This is a genomic window from uncultured Tenacibaculum sp., assembly GCF_947502995.1.
In the GTDB taxonomy this organism is placed as follows: domain Bacteria; phylum Bacteroidota; class Bacteroidia; order Flavobacteriales; family Flavobacteriaceae; genus Polaribacter.
This window is the reverse complement of record NZ_CANNBW010000019.1, coordinates 87,793-106,897: the sequence shown is the minus strand read 5'-3', so window position 1 is coordinate 106,897 and position 19,105 is coordinate 87,793. Positions and strand designations below refer to the sequence as shown.

Here is a 19,105-nt window from a genome sequence, read left to right as displayed (position 1 = left end):
ATCTAAAGCTATAGCTTTAGATGATGTTTAATATATTTAATCAATAAATAACTGTAACGGTTATTTAGGACTAGTCATAGTATAGTTATTATTTATCTTTTTGTAAGTTTCCTTGAATAGACCATGCAAAATCTAACATCAATCTATTTGTGAAAACAGAATCTTTATAACTTGTATACATATCTCCTTGATAACTTGGTCCGTTAAAAGTTGTGCCTTTAATGTTAATAGCTGCAACAATATGACAAGACATACAGTTAGAATCTACTCCTAAATTCGTGTCTATTTTATTCCCGTTATTCATCACATAACTGTCTGAACCAAATCTTCCAAAGTGAGCTTCTAAATACGGATTAAAAGCAATTAATGGATCTCCTTCGTTTTTTCCGTTAATATATGGTTGGCTTGGTGTTATCATAGAATAGGCAACAGCCATAGCATAATGCGTGGCAGCACCTTCAAGTTGAATTCCGTTTTTAGAAGAAGCAATAGCGTTAGAACTAGGGTTTCTTGGATTTAATGGAGTAGGCGACCACCAATATGTTTGCCAAGTCCATCTTTTAATTTCTTTTGTTGTAACATGCATAGCAACCAATAAAGCGATATCTCCTTCTTTAGCTTGTGTGTCTGGATTTTTTATTTGCTGATTGTAAGATGCTGCTTGTTTAGCTGAAATTTTAAAATGTATAAAATCATCTAAATAAAAAGTATTATTAGCATTAATGCTATCACAAGAATAATCTAAACGACCACTTGGGTTATTTTTCTTGTCCTTAACATTTACATGAATACACGATTTCCATTTGCTTTGGGGATAACCATCATCGTATGATTTTGGTCCATTCCAAGCAGACATTGTATAAATGTCATCTTTTACTTTATCTTTTGTAATGATTTTGTAAACAGGTTTAATATTTATAGCATCAGAAGGAAAATCAGGTATTCTACTATAAGGTCCAGTTTGCATTTTTTTCAAGCTAGATAAATAAAAGATTTTATTATCAATAGCATATTTTTCTGAAGCTTTATTATATCCCACAGTAACAACAATACTTAAATCATCAGCAACAAATTCTGGATTATGATGAGAAAACTGATGAGGTTTTTCAAATAGAGTTTCTGTTTTTTCGTTTTTTGTAGGATTGTTTAGTTTATTAATAATTTGTGTAGGACTAGCCCATGTTTGATATCTTAATTTATTATGACCTACACTCGTTGTTAGGTGTTTCCAAACATCCCAACTATGTTTATACATAGATCTTAGATCATTATCAGCAACCCATTTGTTAATTGTAACAGAATCGGTCGGATAACCATAACTGTCTACAACTTTTGTATATTTCTTTTCTTCTTTCTTTTTTTCATTATTACATGATATAAATGCTATTATAAATGTAACTAAAGTGATTAGTTTTATTGATTTCATGACTCAGTTTTGTTAGTTATTCTATACAATAAAATTACAAATGCTTTATTTCCTTATGATATTAAAATGCACTAGCGTAGCTAAAAGAATCATCAAAGCTTATATTTATGTAATAAGAGTTTTTAAATAATAGAAAACCTTGTTGATCTATTGGTCAACAAGGTTTTGGTTTTAGTAAAATACAAAGTTTGGTTAGACTTTTATTTTAATATTATTCTGAAAATTATTTCATCTTTTTTACAATATCAAGCACTTCATTTAAATGCTTTTGTTTTGTTTGTTTTTTAGATAGTTTATTATTACGATCTACAGCACCATTAAAAACATGACTTATGTTTAAAGGAGAACCGCTTGTTCCGTTACTGCTATGACAAGAAAAGCAATTTCCCATCGTAGCAACCGATTGTTGGTGTATAGATTTTGGAGGATTAAAGCCTAATTGTTCATATGTTTCCATTGTAATGTTATAAGCAGCTACAGATCCTCGAGTTAATTTTCCAGGTGCCGAGTTACTTAAATTATTTCCCAAAGTATTTAATAGTTTAGCTTGCTCAGTAGGGTATTTATAACCTTCTGTATCAATCCAAATTGAACCGTTGTAAAAATAATTTGTCCAGATATCTTTTAATTGTGACTTTACACTTTTATTAATTTTATCGATGTTGTCATAATTTGTTTTTCCATCCTGGCTAGTTGCTAAAAATGTATTTCCTGCTTGACGAGGTACTCCATATTTGTTTACAGCAAATACATTCGGGTTATCTTTAGAAGGATCATTATAGTGACTAGCAAGATTGTCAATTGTACCTGTAGCATCTTTATTAAAGAATAATTTATTTGTTGAAGAAGTTACAGGAACATCAGATGTTGTAGTAGCTTTCCAATCGTAATATGGTACTAAATCATCGTGCTCAAAAGTAGCCCAAATAAATTCTGGATGATTATATACAACACCAACTACGTGCATTCCTAACAAAGCTATTTGTGTTTCATTTCCATTAATTACCGCATCTGTTACAAAATAGGAACTTGTATCTTTAATAGCTTTTGCATCAACCCAAGCAACTTTTAATTCTAAAGAACTTACAGGAAAAGTAGCATCAACATACTTACTAGCTTCCATTTTAGCATACTTTTCAATGTTATTATATAATGTATCATTTACATGGATAGAATAATAAACATCATAACTAGTATTATCTGTACTAAAAGCTTTATTTGATTTAAGAATATCGCCTGTAGCTTGAATATTTTCTTGAGCTGAAAGAATAATTTTGTCCTGACCTTTTGGTTGTGTAACAGGAACATTATGGCTGTCAACTTGAATTAGTTCACTCATAAATAAAGGTTTTCCATTTATGTCATTTGTTAACCAAAGAAACTTTTGCCAAGACCATTGATGAAAATCACAATTTGAAACTGTTTTATTATCACCAAAAACACTTGATTTTCCTTCTCTTGGAGCTTCAGTTTTTCGTTTTCCTGTTGAAGAATCTATAGTAAACCAAGAAGGATTTGCCTTACACCATAACTCATTAATTTCACTTTTGGCATAAGCTTCAACTTCTTTTTCAATTTTCTTTATTTCTTTTTTTTCATTTTTACATGATGTAATTAATAATACACCGATTACAAACAAAAAAGTAAATCTACGGAGTTTCATAATTTTCAAATATTAGTTAGTTTATAATGATTTAAAATTATAGAAATAGGATTTTCAAATTTGTTTAATTTCCATAAGAATAGTAAAGAAGAGCATGAAAGCCTTTTTTTAAGTTATAGAATTTAAGAAATAAAGTTTTGAATTAAAATTGCAGAAAATATTTTAGTGGATAGAAAATAAAAATTGATAAAAGTTTCTGACTTCCATAAGCTTTCTAAATCTTCTTTGGTTTTACTATCTTTGATAAAAATCATTCTTTGATGAACTACGAAAACTCTTTGGATTATGCTAAATTACTAGATAAAAATGATCCATTAGCTTATTTACGAAACCAGTTCCATATTCCTAAAGATGATAAAGGAAATGATTGGTTATACTTTACAGGAAACTCACTAGGATTACAACCAAAACAAACACAAAAGTACATTCAGCAAGAATTAGATGATTGGGCAAAATATGGAGTAGAAGGACATTTTGAAGGGGAAACACCATGGTTACCTTATCATGAGTTTTTAACAGAAAAAATGGCAAATATTGTTGGAGCCAAACCATTAGAAGTTGTAGTTATGAATACGTTAACTACAAACTTACATTTGTTAATGGTTTCGTTTTATCAACCAACAAAGCAGAAGTATAAAATCGTCATTGAAAGTGATGCTTTTCCCTCAGATAGATATGCAGTACAATCACAATTAAAATTTCATGGTTTCGATGTTGAAGATGGATTGGTAGAATGGAAACCAAGAGCTGGTGAAGAGTTATTGAGAATCGAAGACCTAGAAACTATTGTTGAAGAACAAGGAGATGAAATTGCCTTACTTCTAATTGGAGGTGTAAATTACTATACTGGTCAATATTTAGATATTAAACGTATTGCAGAAATAGGTCATGCTAAGCATTGTGTTGTTGGAATCGATTTGGCTCACGGAGCAGGAAATGTTCAACCTAATTTACATGACAGCGGAGTAGATTTTGCAGCGTGGTGTACTTATAAATATTTAAATTCTGGACCAGGAAGTTTATCAGGATTATTTGTTCATGAAAAACATGCGCATAATAGAGATTTACCAAGATTTGCAGGTTGGTGGAATCATAATAAAGATACACGTTTCAATATGCGTCAACCTTTTGATGTAATGTCTGGTGCTGAAGGTTGGCAATTATCAAATCCACCAATTTTATCTATGGCAGCAATTCGTTCGTCTTTAGATTTATTTAATACTGTAGGAATGGATGCATTACGAGAAAAATCAGAAAAGCTTACTGGATATTTCGAGTATTTAATTAATCAAATTGATACTGATAGAATCAAAATCATTACACCTTCTAATCCAAAAGAAAGAGGTTGTCAGTTATCAATTCAAGTACAGCATGCAGATAAAAGTTTACATCAAAAATTAACAGATCATCATATCATCACCGATTGGAGAGAACCAGATGTGATTCGTTGTGCACCAGTGCCAATGTATAACAGTTTTGAAGATGTATATAGAATGGTTGAGATTTTAAAAGGCTTATTGTAAAATGGAGCGTTTTATATGTATTACAATCTTAACTTTTCTATTTAGTTGTTCAAATAAAAGTAAAGAAAACTTGAAACAATGTTTAGATGAAAATGAAGTAGAACTTCTATATGAAGGGAAAATAATTTTTGAGGAAGCTTTAGTTAAATTTTATTCAAAAAAGAATTTAGCGCAAAACTATAAAGCATATCTTGAAGATTTAACAATTGCATCAGATAGTTTAGTAATGTTAGAATCTAATACTAAAGCGGTGCAATTTATAGATAAATTGAGAAAATTAAATAAGATAAATAGCTTTTGGACTATTAATAAAACAGATCAATCAATACAGAAACAGGAAGATTATGAAGTTGCAAAAGGAAATTATCTTTCTTGTCTAGAAAGTGTAGCTAAAACAGAAATATTTAAAGACTTTTTTATAGTGTTAAATGATAAAGGGGTAAACATTTCAAGTGCAATTGTTGCTGAAAGTTTATTACATGAAGATTTAATTACAAGAATGTTAAAAGAAGATAAAGAGTTATTAAGTATTTATGTAGCCTTTCATATGTATTATGAATCAATTTTAAATAGCCAATTGTATCTTGAAGAAAAGGTTTTTTAAAAAAATACAGATTCGTTAAAAATTAATTATTCATGACGAAACAAGACAAAATATTAATTGTTGGAGCTGGTTTATGCGGAAGTTTATTAGCATTACGTTTAGCGCAACGAGGATATAAAATAGAATTATACGAAAGCAGACCAGATTTACGAAAAGTAGATATTTCTGCCGGCCGATCAATTAACTTAGCTTTATCAGATAGAGGATTAAAATCACTACGATTAGCCGGTGTTGAAGAACAAGCGAAAGCATTGTGTATTCCAATGTATGGTCGTTTAATTCATGATATTGAAGGAAATACTTTTGCCTCTAATTATTCAGGTAGAACAGGAGAATATATAAACTCAGTTTCGCGTCAAGATTTAAATGCTTTACTACTTGATGAAGCAGAAAAACACGAAAATGTAAACATACATTTCAATGCTAAGTGTACAGGAATAGATATAGAAAACACTGTAGCTCATTTCAAAAGTTATGAAACTGATCAAGAATTTTCTGTAAATCCAGATATTATTTTTGGAGCAGATGGAGCAGGATCAATACTTCGAAAAAGTTATTATTTAGAACGTAAATTTCTATTCAGTTATAGTCAAGACTATCTAACGCATGGATATAAAGAATTAGAAATTCCAGCAGATAAATTAGGCAATCATCAAATCAGTAAAGATCATTTACATATTTGGCCAAGAGGTGAATATATGTTAATTGCGTTGCCAAATTTAGATGGAAGTTTTACAGTAACCTTGTTTTTAAGTTATGAAGAAGGAAAGTTTAATTTCGAAAACTTAACTACAGAAGAAGAAGTTACACATTTCTTTGAAACTCAATTCCCAGATGCATTAGCGTTAATTCCGAATATAAAAGATGAATTTTTTAATAATCCAACAGGTTCTTTAGGAACAGTAAAGTGTTCACCTTGGATGTATAAGAATAAAACATTACTAATAGGTGACGCTGCTCATGCAATTGTGCCGTTTTATGGACAAGGAATGAATGCTTCTTTTGAAGATGTTGCTGTTTTTGATAGTGTTTTAGAACGATTCGAAGGTGATTGGGAGCAAATATTTAAAACGTATCAACAAGAACGTAAAAAAGATACTGATGCAATTGCAGATTTGGCCGTCGACAATTATTACGAAATGCGAGATCATGTTGCAAATCCATTATTCAAACAAAAACGTAAGTTAGAGATGGATTTAGAAGAAAAGTTTCCAGAATCGTATTATTCAAAATATTCTATGGTAACTTTTAATGAAGATATTGGTTACAACGAAGCAATGAAAAAAGGACGAGCACAAGATAAAGCGTTACTAAATTTAATTGCTGATGCTGAGGTTTCAACTTCAGAAAATATGTCTACACAAGAATTAGAAATCGTATTGAATAAAGTAAATCACGAAACAAAAGAGATTCTTACCGAAGATAAAATTGCTGGATTGAAATAATGAAAACATACATTGTTATACTCAGAGGAATAAACGTTTCAGGAAAAAATAAACTTCCCATGCAAGAATTACGAGTTATGCTTGAAGGTTTAGAATTTTCTGAAGTAAAAACGTATATCCAAAGCGGAAATATTGTTTTAAAATCTTCGAAGGAAACTATAGAAGTTGAAAAGATAATCAAAGTAGGAATATCAAAAACATTCGGTTACGATGTTCCAGTATTAGCTAGAACAGTTACTGAATGGGAAAAAGCAATAGCTAATAATCCGTATTCAGAAGTAGAAGAAAAACAACAATATTTTACATTTTTATCAGCGATTCCAGAAATCAAAAGCTTTGATATTGATGCCAAAGCTGATACTTATGAAGTAATTGATGATGTTGTATATGTAAATGCAGTTGGAGGCTATGGAAAAACAAAATTGACGAACAATTTGTTTGAAAAGAAACTGAATGTAACAGCAACCACAAGAAATTTAAAAACAACCTTAAAGCTATTAACACTAGCGAAAGAAATTAATTAAATGTTATTCTGAATTAACCAGAACTGAATATATTTTCAGTATTTCAGAATCTCATAATGAAGAAATAAAAGATGGAAAAAAAAGTAACACCAAGAGGTGCATATCCACATGTAAAAGTAGTAGGAGATTTTATATTTGTTTCAGGAACAAGTTCTAGAAGACCAGATAATACAATAGCTGGAGTTGAACTTATTGACGAAATGAATACCAAAAAATTAGATATTGAAGTTCAAACTAGAGAAGTTTTAAAAAATATTGATAGAAACTTACAAACGGTTGGAGCAAGTTTAAAAGATGTTGTAGATGTCACTACTTTTTTAGTAAATATGAACGATTTTGCAGGTTATAATAAAGCTTATGGAGAGTTTTTCGATAAGCAAACCGGACCAACAAGAACTACAGTTGCTGTTCATCAATTACCACATCCAGATTTAGTAGTAGAGATCAAAGTAACAGCTTACAAAAAACAATAATTGATCGAAATAGATTCACATAAAACAATATTAGAAACAGAAGGTTTTTCTATTTCTAAAAGTCTTTTCTCAAATGAGGAACTAAAAGAAATGTGTGATTTAATTGATCAATCTGATCACAATTTTGCTATTCGTCAGTTGGTATTGAAAGTTCCTAAACTGCAAGAGTTAATTTTCAATAATGATAATTTTAAAAAATTATACAAAAGTATTTGTGATGAAAGGTATTTTTTATCAAAAGCGATCTTTTTTAATAAACCTAAAATGTCGAATTGGTTTGTAAGTTATCATCAAGATTTAAGCATAAGTGTAAAGAGTAAAAAAGAAACACAAGGATATTCTAATTGGACGAATAAAAACGGACAATTAGGTGTTATTCCACCAAGAGAGATTTTAGAAAATATAGTTACATTTCGAATTCATATAGATGATACAAATGAAACTAATGGAGCCTTACATGTAATTCCAAAAAGTCATAACAAAGGAATTATTAGAGTTGATGAAACTTTCAATAAAAATAAATTAGAAAAAGAAGTATTATGTAATGTTGATAAAGGAGGAGTGATGATCATGAAACCATTATTGTTACATGCATCGCAAAGATCAATATCAGCATTTAATCGAAGAGTCATTCATTTAGAATTTTGTAATCAAGAAATTCCAATGCAATGGTTAGAAAAACAAATTGTATAATGACGATCAAAAACTACATAAACGGAGAATTTATAAATCCAGTTGATGAAAATTATATTGATAATTTTAATCCTTCTGTTGGAGAAGTATACGGACAAATACCAAATTCTTCTAAAGAAGATGTTGAATTAGCTTATAAGGCAGCTAAAGAAGCTTTTCCTGTTTGGTCTAAAACTACTTTAGAAGAACGAAGTCGTACATTACTTAAAATAGCAGATTTAATAACTAAAAAGCTTGATTTTTTAGCAGAAGCAGAAGCTAAAGATAATGGGAAGCCATTAAGTTTAGCAAAAGCTATTGATATTCCAAGAGCATCTTCTAATTTTCGTTTTTTTGCTAACGCTATCACACAGTTTCCTTCTGAAGCTCATGAAAGTGTTGGTTTAAATGCAATGAATTTTACGTTACGTCATCCGATTGGAGTTGTCGGTTGTATTTCTCCGTGGAATTTACCTTTGTACTTATTTACTTGGAAAATTGCTCCTGCTATTGCTGCTGGAAATTGTGTGGTTGCCAAACCAAGTGAAGTTACACCAATGACTGCTTATTTATTAGGTGACATTTGTAACGAAGCTGGTTTGCCTAAAGGTGTTTTAAATATTGTACATGGTTTAGGTCAAACTACAGGTCAAGCTATTGTTGAGCATAAAAATATTAAAGCGATTTCTTTTACAGGAGGAACTACAACAGGAGCTCATATTGCAAGAACGGCAGCGCCAATGTTTAAAAAGTTATCGTTAGAATTAGGAGGTAAAAATCCAAATATCATTTTTGCGGATGCTGATTATGATGAAATGTTAGCAACAACAGTAAAATCATCTTTTGCCAATCAAGGTCAGATTTGTTTATGTGGAAGTAGAATTTTTGTAGAAGAAATTATTTATGAAAAATTCAAAAAAGATTTTATACATAAAGTTTCAAAACTTAAAGTTGGTAATCCGTTTGATGCTGATACAAACCTTGGTGCTTTAGTTTCTAAGCCACATTTAGAAAAAGTGAAATCGTATATAGATATTGCCGAAGAAGAAGGCGGAAAGATTTTATTTGGAGGAGAAACAGTAACTGTAAAAGGCAGTGAGAATGGATATTATTTACAACCAACTGTAATTGAAATTCAGGATAACTCATGTAAATTAAATCAAGAAGAAATATTTGGTCCAGTAGTTACAATTATGCCTTTTAAAACAGAAGAAGAAGTATTAGGGTATGCCAATGATGTAAGTTATGGTTTATCTGGTACATTATGGACGAACAATTTAAATAGAACGATGCGAATGACTCAAGAATTACAAGCAGGAATTGTTTGGGTAAATACTTGGTTGCTTCGTGATTTAAGAACTCCATTTGGAGGTGTAAAAGCAAGTGGAGTGGGAAGAGAAGGAGGTTTTGAAGCATTACGTTTCTTTACCGAACCTAAAAACATATGTATAAAATATTAAACAACTAAAATGGATTTAAGAATTCAAAATAAAAACGCCTTAGTTTGTGGTAGTACTCAAGGAATTGGAAAAGCATCTGCAATTGCTTTAGCTGAAGAAGGAGTTAGTGTAACTTTAGTAGCGCGTAACGAAGAGAAGCTAAAAAAAGTTTTAGCAGAGCTGCCAAATCAAGAGTTGAACCATAATTATCTTGTAGCTGATTTTTCAAATCCACAAGAATTAAAAGAGAAAATAGAAGCTTCATCTTTAAATTTTCATATTCTAATAAATAATACAGGTGGACCAGCAGGCGGACCAGTTTTTAATGCGCAGATCGATGAGTTTGAACGCGCATTTACAATGCATTTGAAGTGTAATCATGTGTTAGTTCAAGCTGTAGTGCCTTTTATGAAAGAACAAGGTTACGGAAGAGTGATTAATGTAATTTCTACTTCTGTAAAACAACCATTAGATGGGTTAGGCGTTTCAAATACTATTCGTGGTGCTGTGGCAAATTGGTCGAAAACAATGGCTAATGAATTAGGTCAGTTTGGAATCACAGTAAACAATGTATTACCTGGAGCTACAGCAACAGAACGATTAAATGAAATTATAAATAATAAAGCTAAGAAAACTGGTAAATCTGTAGATGAAGTTATAGAAACCATGAAAAATGCAGCGCCAGCTAAGCGTTTTGCAGAACCTGAAGAGGTTGCCAATGCAATAGTTTTTTTAGCTAGTGATCGTGCTAGTTATATTAATGGAATTAATGTTCCTGTAGACGGCGGACGAACAAAATCATTATAAAAAAAGAGCTTCATTTTTGAAGCTCTTTTTGTTTTTATAAAAATGATTGGTAATTATTATTCTAAAATAAGCTCGTATTTAGCGTGCTCTTCTATCTTTTCTTTTGAAAACCAATACGGAATCCATTCTTTGGTATTCCATTTTTCAAGTTGAGATTTATAATAAGGATGAAAAACTCTTGCAGAACTTCCACCGGCAATAATTCCCATGATTTTTTCATTATCGTTCATATCAGCAATCATTCGAAAAGAACTAAACCAAGAAGTTTCAAAAAGATGTTCTTTGTTTTTTACAAATCCGCCTCTATTTAAAGTTTGATTTGATCCTGCTTTCGGTAATAATTCACCTCCAACGAATTCGCTACCAAAACCATTTTGTTTAATCGGACTCGCAAATTTCACAGTATGTAATTTACCCCAAGTCCAGTTTTTAACATCTTTACCGAATCGTTCAGTTAATATTTTTTGAGTTGTAATTCCAGCTTCTACAATTAATTGAGCTAAGTTTTCTTTTTTAGGAGTATTTACATTATCAATAAAACGATGATTGGTTAGTATCATTTCATCTACTCTTTGATTCCAATAGTATAAGTTCTCCCAATACATATCTTCTATTTCGTCAGGTAATTCATCATTTAAAATAAGATAAACCAGTTCATTGTATAACAATGTATAAACAGCAGCTCCAACTTTATCAATCTCTTCAGTTAAATCCCAAGATTTTAAAATTTCAGCAAGTGCTTTAGTATTTTCATTTTCTTGTAATGCTTTTACGAATAAAGGATTCAGCTTTTGTGCTTGTACATTTTTTACATCAAACAAAAGTTCCCAAGATTCATTAGCATTATATTTTTTATCAGAAGCAAAAAGCTCATGTATTCTTTCATACCTGTAAGCAGGAGAAAAGTGATTTGAATAGTAATACGGATAATCATCTGGACGTGTATCGTGATTTGCAGTTCCTAACCAGCCTTTTTCAGGGTTTATAAGATGAGGTAATTCATTTTTAGGTATAAAACCATTCCAGTTATCTAAAGAGTCAATTGGCTGTGGGAAATCTCCACTAGCATTTCTTCTTACAGGAATTAATCCAGTTGCCTGATGTGCTATATTTCCATTTACATCTGCAAAAACATAATTGTAAAACATATTGTCCATGTTTCCTAAAACCTTTCTAAAAGAAGTGATATCTTTTGTTTCAAGTAAACCAATTTGTCCAATGCCTTTACTTTGAGTCTCGGCTAGAGTCCAACGTAAACTAATAGCGTCTTTTGTTAGTACATTAAAAACTGGAAAATCTGAGATAATCGGACCTCTTTTTGTTGATCTCACTGTGAATTCAATAGTACTACTATCTTTTATTTTTATGATTTCCTTTCTAGTTTCTAAAGGAATCTTTTTATCGTTTTCTGCATAAAAATCTCCATCTATGTTTTCAATAAATAAATCTTGACTATCGCCATAAGCATTAGTTACACCAAAAGAAACAAATTCATTTCGACCAGATAATAATCCAGGAATTCCTGGTGTAGAAATACCTACAGCTTTAAACTCTGGACAAACTAAACCTATAGGATGAAATAGCCCCGGTAAAATGCGAGAATCTACATGTGGATCGTTAGCTAAAATAGGTTTACCAGATTCTGTTCTTTTTCCTGAAAGAATCCAATTATTCGAACCTAATTTTGGATATGGAATCAAAGGATTTGGAAGTTTGGTATATGTAAGTTCTTTTGTCGTGCTTCGATGTTTAACAATAGAGTCGAATTGTAGCGGTTTTGTTCTATCAACATTAATAGAAAGCGGTAATAATTCAGAAGCATTTTTGAAACGAGCAGCCAAATTGTGACTAATAATTTCGTCTTCCATATTCTGTCCTTGAAATAAACCGACAAAATGTACAATAGACATAATATCTTCAGGTAACATTTCTGTTGGTTTCATTTTTAACAAACTTAATTCCAACGGATATTCATCTTTGGCAACTTTTAAATATTCGTTGTAACCTTCACAATACCATTGCAAAATCTCTTTAGTTTCTTCACTTAAATACGCATAGCTTCTTTTTGCATTTCCATAAATATCAAGAACCCTTATTTTAATATCAGATTGTAACATAGACGATCCAACTAATTCGGCAGCTTTTCCTTTGATTAAAGCTCTGTAAAACTCCATTTGAAATAGTCGATCTTGAGCGGTTACAAAAGCTTGCCCTCTAAAAAGATCAGCTTTGTTTTCCGCAATTACATAAGCAATACCATTTTCATCACGAATAATTTTGATTGGTTTTTCATTAATGCTTATTTCAAATTTTCCTTCTCGTTTAAAATTGTTACTGTTTTTTATCCAGATAAAGGCAGCAATAGATATAATTAAAAGGATAGATAATGCAATTATTATTTTTTTCTTCATAAGAGGTTTTTTGTACATAACTAAGTATTTTATACCTAGTTGAAATTGTCCCGTTTAGATGTGTTTAAAAGTAGCATTTCTTATTTAGAATACGAATAAAATGTAATTTTTAGTTTGTTTAATAACTTAATTCACAATTTTAATTAACTTTTAAGTGCATTTTCTGAGTAGTTTTTATTTAATTTTATAACTCAATACAAAATAATATGAATTTAGTACAGCCCTTAAATTTTAAAAAGTGGATTGATGAACATCGTCACTTATTAAAGCCGCCTGTAGGAAATAAACAGGTTTGGGATAATGGAGAATATATCGTAATGGTCGTTGGTGGACCAAATAATAGAAAAGATTATCATTATAATGAAACACCAGAATTTTTCTATCAAGTGGAAGGAGATATGGTATTAAAGATTATTGATGATAAAGGCGAAATGATTGATGTAGAAATAAAAGAAGGAGATATTTATTTGTTACCTGCAAAAGTTCCGCATTCTCCTCAGCGTAAAGAAAATACAGTTGGTTTAGTTATCGAGTATCCAAGATCCGAAGGGATGTTAGATGCTTTAGAGTGGTATTGTGAAAATTGTGGAACTCCTTTATATAGAGAAGAGTTTGCTTTAGATAATATTGAAACAGATATGCCAATTATCTTTGATAAATATTATTCAGACAGAGAAAAATGTACTTGTTCTAATTGCGGAACAGTTATGGAAGCTCCGAAGAAAAAAAGTTAATAGCTAAAAGAAAAACTGAAACTTTAAAAGAAATTAATGCAAGCTAAACGAAAACTAAGAATTAACGGACATTCTCATTTACTTCCTTATCCAGAAGAAATTCCTCAGTTTATGAAAGACAAAGGGATTTTTTGGGTAGATAAAGATAAAAAATTCATGCTTCAAAAAAACTGGAAAAGACCAGTAACTGATTCCAGTTTCTTTCTGAATGAGAAACTCGCATGGATGGAACACTTTAAAATTGATCATGCTGTAGTTTTAAATCTTTCTCAATTATATGGAAATGGTTTACGATTAGAAGAAATGAAACAAGCTTTACGTTTCCAGAATGATTTTAACGCAAAAATACAACAAGATCATCCAAGTAAGTTTACCTGTGGTTTTGTTGTTCATCCGGGTTTTGTAAGAGGAGCATGTTGGGAAATTGAACGATGTGTAGAACAGTTAGGAATGAATCTTTTGTGTTTACCTACGCATTACATGGATACTATTGGAACTTGGCGTTGTATTTTCGATGAAGAAAATGAACCAATTTTTGAATTAGCAGATAAATATAATTTAGCTGTAGAAATTCATCCTTATGATGGAGAGAAATTTATTAAGTTAGAAAATACAAGTTGGCGTTTTCATTTAATTTGGATGTTAGCTCAGTGTGCAGATGCGTATCATTTTTTAACTTTAAATGGTTATTATGAAAAATATCCTAATATGAGAATATGTTTTGCTCATGGTGGTCAGTTAGCTCAAATGAATTTGGGAAGAAGAATACAAGGTTTTGATGGAAGACCTGATTTATTTGAAGGAAAACAACACCCAAGAAAGGCTGTAGGGCATAAAAATATTTTCTTTGATACTTTAGTTCACGATACTGGTTCTTTAGATTTATTAATTAAAAATCAAGGAGTGAATCAAGTTTTAATAGGTTTAGATGATCCTTATCCGTTAGGAGAAATGGAAAGTGATAAACAATCTTCTTATCCAGGGAAAATTCTTGATTTGGCCATAGATAGAGAAATTATTTCAGAAGAACATAGAGATCAAATGTGGCAATGTAATGTTTTGCAATGGCTATTTGGAGATAATGAAACTAAAAAACAAGATTTAGTAGATAAAATACTAGCTTAGTAACATAAAAAAAGATAACGTCATATTTTGCTTACATATATGACGTTTTTTAATGAATAAAATTACATAATGTTAATGTTTTGATTGTGTTTTGTTAAAAAATAAATTTATTGAGTATTTTTCACGAAATATTTAATAAAATGATCCCCCTCCGAATCTATTATTTTATGTTTTTCTGTTTTTTATTTCAGAAAGCATATTCTTATCAAGTACCCAATAACTTCGTAAAACTTAATACCGAGCATGGAATATCAAATAGTATTATTACTGCTTTAGAGAAAGATAATCTAGGTCAATTGTGGATTGGTACACGCAATGGATTAAATAAATTTGATGGAGAAAATATCACTGTTTTTAAAGCAAATGACTGCAAGTTAAATACTTTAATAAGTAATGATATTACTACTATAAAAAAAGATAAAAAAGGTCTTTTATGGATAGGAACTAACATAGGTTTAAACAGCTACAATCTTAAAACTAATGAGTTTAAAAGATACATTATAAAATGTCCAAAAGACAAATTGTCTCATTTAATTATAAAGTCAATTTTTCAATTAAAAAATGGAAATCTTTGGATTGGAACTTCTAGAGGGCTTTTTATATATGATAATAATCAGGATACATTTAATCCAGTTAGTATAGAAAGTAGCGACGGGTATGATTTATCAAGCCACACAATTACTAGTTTTTTTGAAGATAAAGATGATGTATGGATAACGACAAATAAAGGACTTTGTAAACTAAATAAACTTGAAAATAAATTAGAATACTATCGTGAAACAAAAGAGTTAAATATTCAGGATATTATTTTTTTTGAACCTCATAAACTTTTATTAGCCACTAAAAAAAATGGATTAAAACTTTTTAATAAAAAACTATCTAGATTAATTTCTTCAGACTTAGAAACAAAAGTACAATCAAAAGATATTAGAAAATTACAGTATGATAGTCATCATAATTTATGGATTGGAACTTTTGAAGGACTTTATGTTTTAAATCAAAGAAATGAGTTGCTAAAACTATACAATCAAAAAGGAAGAAAGGAAAGTTTAAGTAAAAATAGTATCAAAGATATCTATACCGATAAACTTGGAGAAGTAATTGTAGGAACCTATTATGGAGGAATTAATATTTTAAATAATGATTCTTCTTTTAATAAAATATACTATAAGAAAGCGAATAGCTTTAAAAGGTTATCCTTGTGTAATTCTATGACAAGAGATAAAGAAGGTAATATGTTTTTTGTTTCAAAAGGAATTAAGGTGTTTAGTAAAGAAAAAACTTTTAAAAAAGAGTTGAGTGAAAAACTAAGCGTTGGGTTTCAAGACAAACAAATCAAAAAAATAAATATTGTTAAATCTCAATTATGGATTACTACTTTAAAAAATGGAATTTTCTATTTCAATTTGGATACAGAAAAATTTGAGCAAAATGATATTTTAAAGCATTACAATACAAACTTTAAAGGAGTTAGTGTATACGATATTGTACAGTTTAAAAATTACTTAATATTAGGAACCTTTGGTAGTGGATTGATCGTTTATAACTTAAAGAACTTCAAGTTTATTAAACAGTTTAAAAATAAATTTTCAGAAAGGAAAGTTATAACACACAATCAAATTAGAAGTTTATTATTAGATGCTACAAATAATCACCTATGGATAGGAACTGAAAAAGGAATAACAAAGTTTCAATTTACTGCTGATGAAAAATTTGAAAAACCTAAAATATCTTTTTATTTAAATGATAATGGTGATGTATTAGCAAATAAAATCACATCATTTTTAAAAACTAATAAAGGGGAAATTATAGCAGGTTCATATGAAAATGGCTTGTTTTTGTATGAAAATAATTCATTTCAGTCAGTTTATCAAAATAAAGATAAATTTCAACTTACTTCAGTTTATAGTATTCTTGGTCAAGTTAAAACAAGTATTTTTTTTACAAGTAATATAGGAGTAACTAGTTATGATTTAAAAACAAAAGAGATAAGACTTCACAATGAATCTAAAACTTTTAAGGGTAATGATTTTTTAATGGGTGCTTGTAGTATAGATGATTATGGAGATTTTTATTTTTCGACCGTTAATAATGTTATAAGATTTAACCCAAATAAATTAGAGATAAAAGATAGGAAAACAGACATTATTCTTACAAATTTTCAAATCAATCAAAAAGATTCAAATAAGAATTTATTAGGTTTAAGTACTGTGTATTTAAATCCAGATGAACACTTTTTTACCATTCAATTTGCTTGTCCAGATTTTAACAATCTACATAAAAATACATACGCATACAGATTAAAAGGGTTAAATACTGAATGGATATATACGAAGCAAAATGAAGCTTCATTTATACCACAAAAAGCAGGAAACTATATCTTTCAAGTAAAGTTAGCTGATATCCCTAATGCGCAAGTAAAAAGTATACAAGTAAGCATAAAGTCACCTTGGTGGAAAACGTATTGGGCTTACAGTTTATATGTGTTATTAATAATAGCCGGGATTTATTTGTATGGTATTAATTATAAGAATAATCTAAAACTTAAATTCAAGTTAGAGAAGCAAAAATTAAAAAGCCAGAATCAAGAAATTTTAAATAAAAACAAAATTGATTTCTTTACTAATATTTCTCATGATTTGCGAACTCCGTTAAGCTTAATTTTATTACCGTTACAACAAATTCTTAAAGATTATAATGGTAAAGTAGAAACCTTTAAGAAACTTAAAGTAATTGAAGGAAATGCAAATCAGTTATTAAAGTTATCTAACGAAGTATTATTCTTTAGATCTTTGGAAGAAAGAAAAAGATTTAAAATACGAGAAGAGAATTTAATTTCATTAGTAGAAAACGTTTATAAATCATTTCAAGACTTTGCAACACTAAAAAACATTGATTTTTCATTTACATCTTCTACAAATTGTGTAAATGTTTATTGCAATAAGTTTAGTTTAGAAAGAGTATTTTACAATTTAATTTCCAATGCTTTTAAACATTCTCCTAAGAACGGTAAGGTTAAGATTGAAATTAGAGAAAATAAAGATAATATAGCTGTAAAAATTTTTAATTTTCAAAAATCACCTTTAAAAGAAAATGAAATCAGTAATATTTTTAATAATTTTTATACAAAACTAGATACAAATAATCCTTTTCAAGATTTTGATTCTGGTTTTGGAATAGGATTATTTATAGCTAAGAAAATAGTTGATCTACATAAAGGAAATATCGTTGTAAATAATGAAAGTTTTGAAGAGATAATTTTTAAGGTTGAAATAAAAAAGGGAAAAAGTCATTTTGATGAAGAAATACTTTTTGAAGAAAATAAAACAAAATCAAAATCAGATATATGTTATCAATATGATGTGTTTAATGAACAAAAGTTAAACATAAAAAAGGTAGATGATTTAAAATTTGACAAGAATAAAAGAACAGTGTTAATTGTTGAAGATAATACTGAATTTAGAGATTTTCTAGTCGATAATTTTAAAAATAAATACAATATTAAAATTGCTGAAAACGGGAAAGAAGGTTATAAGAAAGTTATTGAATGTAATATAGATTTGATAATTTCAGATATTAAAATTCCTTTGATTGATGGAATTGATTTATGTAAAAAGATAAAGCATAATGAAAATACAAATCATATTCCTGTGATACTTCTTACTTCATTATCTTCAGAAGTAGATAGGTTTAATGGTTTATTGGTAGGAGCTGATGGTTACTTTACAAAACCATTTAACATAAGTGAATTTAATTTATTAGCTAGTAATTTAATAAGTACTAAAGTAAATGCTATAACTAAAATTAAAAGTGAAAATCACATTAAAACAAATAGTGATGATTATGTATCTAGAGAAGATGATTTAATTAACAGAGCGCATTTTATAGTAGAAAGTTATATTGAAGATTATAATTTTAATGTTGCTTTATTTGCAAATGAATTAGGGTTAAGTAGAACAATGTTATTTGCTAAAATGAAAGAATATACAAATCAAACACCTAAAGAGTTTATAATATGTAAACGAATGAAAAGAGCTGCTAAATTGATAGAAAATAAAGATTTTACAATAGCAGAGATAGCATACAAAGTAGGGTATAAAGATTGTAAGCATTTTTCAAAAGTATTTAAACAACATCACGAATTATCACCAAGTGTTTATCGTGATAAGTTTTTTACAGAATGTTTAAAATAAAAAAGGAAAGCTGTAAAATACAGCCTTCCTTTATAATCAAACTAAACCAAACAAATTACTACGTAA

At 29.2% G+C, this 19,105-nt stretch carries 14 protein-coding genes; 11 read left to right on the top strand and 3 right to left on the bottom strand.

Annotated features, from left to right (window positions below):
• Window positions 1–88 precede the first annotated feature (88 nt).
• Both Q1A46_RS16015 and Q1A46_RS16010 read right to left on the bottom strand, forming a co-directional pair.
• Window positions 89–1,426, bottom strand: coding sequence for a hypothetical protein (locus Q1A46_RS16015; protein ID WP_299681019.1), 1,338 nt, complete (start codon window positions 1,424–1,426; stop codon window positions 89–91).
• Window positions 1,427–1,649: 223 nt separating this feature from the next.
• Window positions 1,650–3,089 (bottom strand): hypothetical protein, encoded by a 1,440-nt coding sequence (locus Q1A46_RS16010; RefSeq protein ID WP_299681016.1) that lies wholly within the window; start codon window positions 3,087–3,089, stop codon window positions 1,650–1,652.
• Between the two features lie 260 nt (window positions 3,090–3,349).
• Here Q1A46_RS16010 and kynU point away from each other — a divergent pair, with 260 nt between their 5' ends.
• The 8 genes from kynU (at window position 3,350) to Q1A46_RS15970 (ending at window position 10,576) form a co-directional block, all read left to right on the top strand.
• Window positions 3,350–4,612, top strand: a complete 1,263-nt coding sequence (kynU, locus tag Q1A46_RS16005) for a kynureninase (protein WP_299681013.1) — start codon at window positions 3,350–3,352, stop codon at window positions 4,610–4,612.
• A 70-nt stretch (window positions 4,613–4,682) separates the two neighbouring features.
• Complete coding sequence (locus Q1A46_RS16000) at window positions 4,683–5,216, top strand: hypothetical protein (RefSeq protein WP_299681010.1); 534 nt, start codon at window positions 4,683–4,685, stop codon at window positions 5,214–5,216.
• Between the two features lie 32 nt (window positions 5,217–5,248).
• Window positions 5,249–6,661 (top strand): NAD(P)/FAD-dependent oxidoreductase, encoded by a 1,413-nt coding sequence (locus tag Q1A46_RS15995; RefSeq protein ID WP_299681007.1) that lies wholly within the window; start codon window positions 5,249–5,251, stop codon window positions 6,659–6,661.
• Window positions 6,661–7,185 (top strand): DUF1697 domain-containing protein, encoded by a 525-nt coding sequence (locus tag Q1A46_RS15990; RefSeq protein WP_299681004.1) that lies wholly within the window; start codon window positions 6,661–6,663, stop codon window positions 7,183–7,185. The genes Q1A46_RS15995 and Q1A46_RS15990 overlap by 1 nt, the downstream gene beginning before the upstream one ends.
• A gap of 71 nt (window positions 7,186–7,256) precedes the next feature.
• Window positions 7,257–7,658 (top strand): RidA family protein, encoded by a 402-nt coding sequence (locus Q1A46_RS15985; RefSeq protein WP_095070674.1) that lies wholly within the window; start codon window positions 7,257–7,259, stop codon window positions 7,656–7,658.
• Window positions 7,659–8,351 carry a phytanoyl-CoA dioxygenase family protein gene (locus Q1A46_RS15980; protein ID WP_306420536.1) on the top strand — a complete coding sequence of 231 codons (693 nt, stop codon included), beginning with the start codon at window positions 7,659–7,661 and terminating at the stop codon, window positions 8,349–8,351. It abuts the gene before it with no gap.
• Window positions 8,351–9,790 (top strand): aldehyde dehydrogenase, encoded by a 1,440-nt coding sequence (locus Q1A46_RS15975; RefSeq protein WP_299680999.1) that lies wholly within the window; start codon window positions 8,351–8,353, stop codon window positions 9,788–9,790. The genes Q1A46_RS15980 and Q1A46_RS15975 overlap by 1 nt, the downstream gene beginning before the upstream one ends.
• Window positions 9,791–9,799: 9 nt before the next feature.
• Window positions 9,800–10,576 (top strand): SDR family oxidoreductase, encoded by a 777-nt coding sequence (locus Q1A46_RS15970; protein WP_299680996.1) that lies wholly within the window; start codon window positions 9,800–9,802, stop codon window positions 10,574–10,576.
• 56 nt (window positions 10,577–10,632) lie between these two features.
• Here Q1A46_RS15970 and Q1A46_RS15965 read toward each other — a convergent pair whose 3' ends face one another.
• The gene (locus Q1A46_RS15965; RefSeq protein WP_299680993.1) at window positions 10,633–12,987 is read right to left on the bottom strand and encodes a penicillin acylase family protein; all 2,355 of its coding nucleotides are present in this window, start codon (window positions 12,985–12,987) and stop codon (window positions 10,633–10,635) included.
• Window positions 12,988–13,193: 206 nt separating this feature from the next.
• Here Q1A46_RS15965 and Q1A46_RS15960 point away from each other — a divergent pair, with 206 nt between their 5' ends.
• From Q1A46_RS15960 to Q1A46_RS15950, 3 genes are all read left to right on the top strand, one after another.
• A complete protein-coding gene (locus tag Q1A46_RS15960; protein WP_299680990.1) occupies window positions 13,194–13,721 on the top strand; it encodes a 3-hydroxyanthranilate 3,4-dioxygenase in 528 nt (175 codons plus the stop codon).
• 36 nt (window positions 13,722–13,757) lie between these two features.
• Window positions 13,758–14,846, top strand: coding sequence for an amidohydrolase family protein (locus tag Q1A46_RS15955; RefSeq protein ID WP_299680987.1), 1,089 nt, complete (start codon window positions 13,758–13,760; stop codon window positions 14,844–14,846).
• A 167-nt stretch (window positions 14,847–15,013) separates the two neighbouring features.
• A complete protein-coding gene (locus Q1A46_RS15950; RefSeq protein ID WP_299680984.1) occupies window positions 15,014–19,039 on the top strand; it encodes a hybrid sensor histidine kinase/response regulator transcription factor in 4,026 nt (1,341 codons plus the stop codon).
• Window positions 19,040–19,105: the final 66 nt, after the last annotated feature.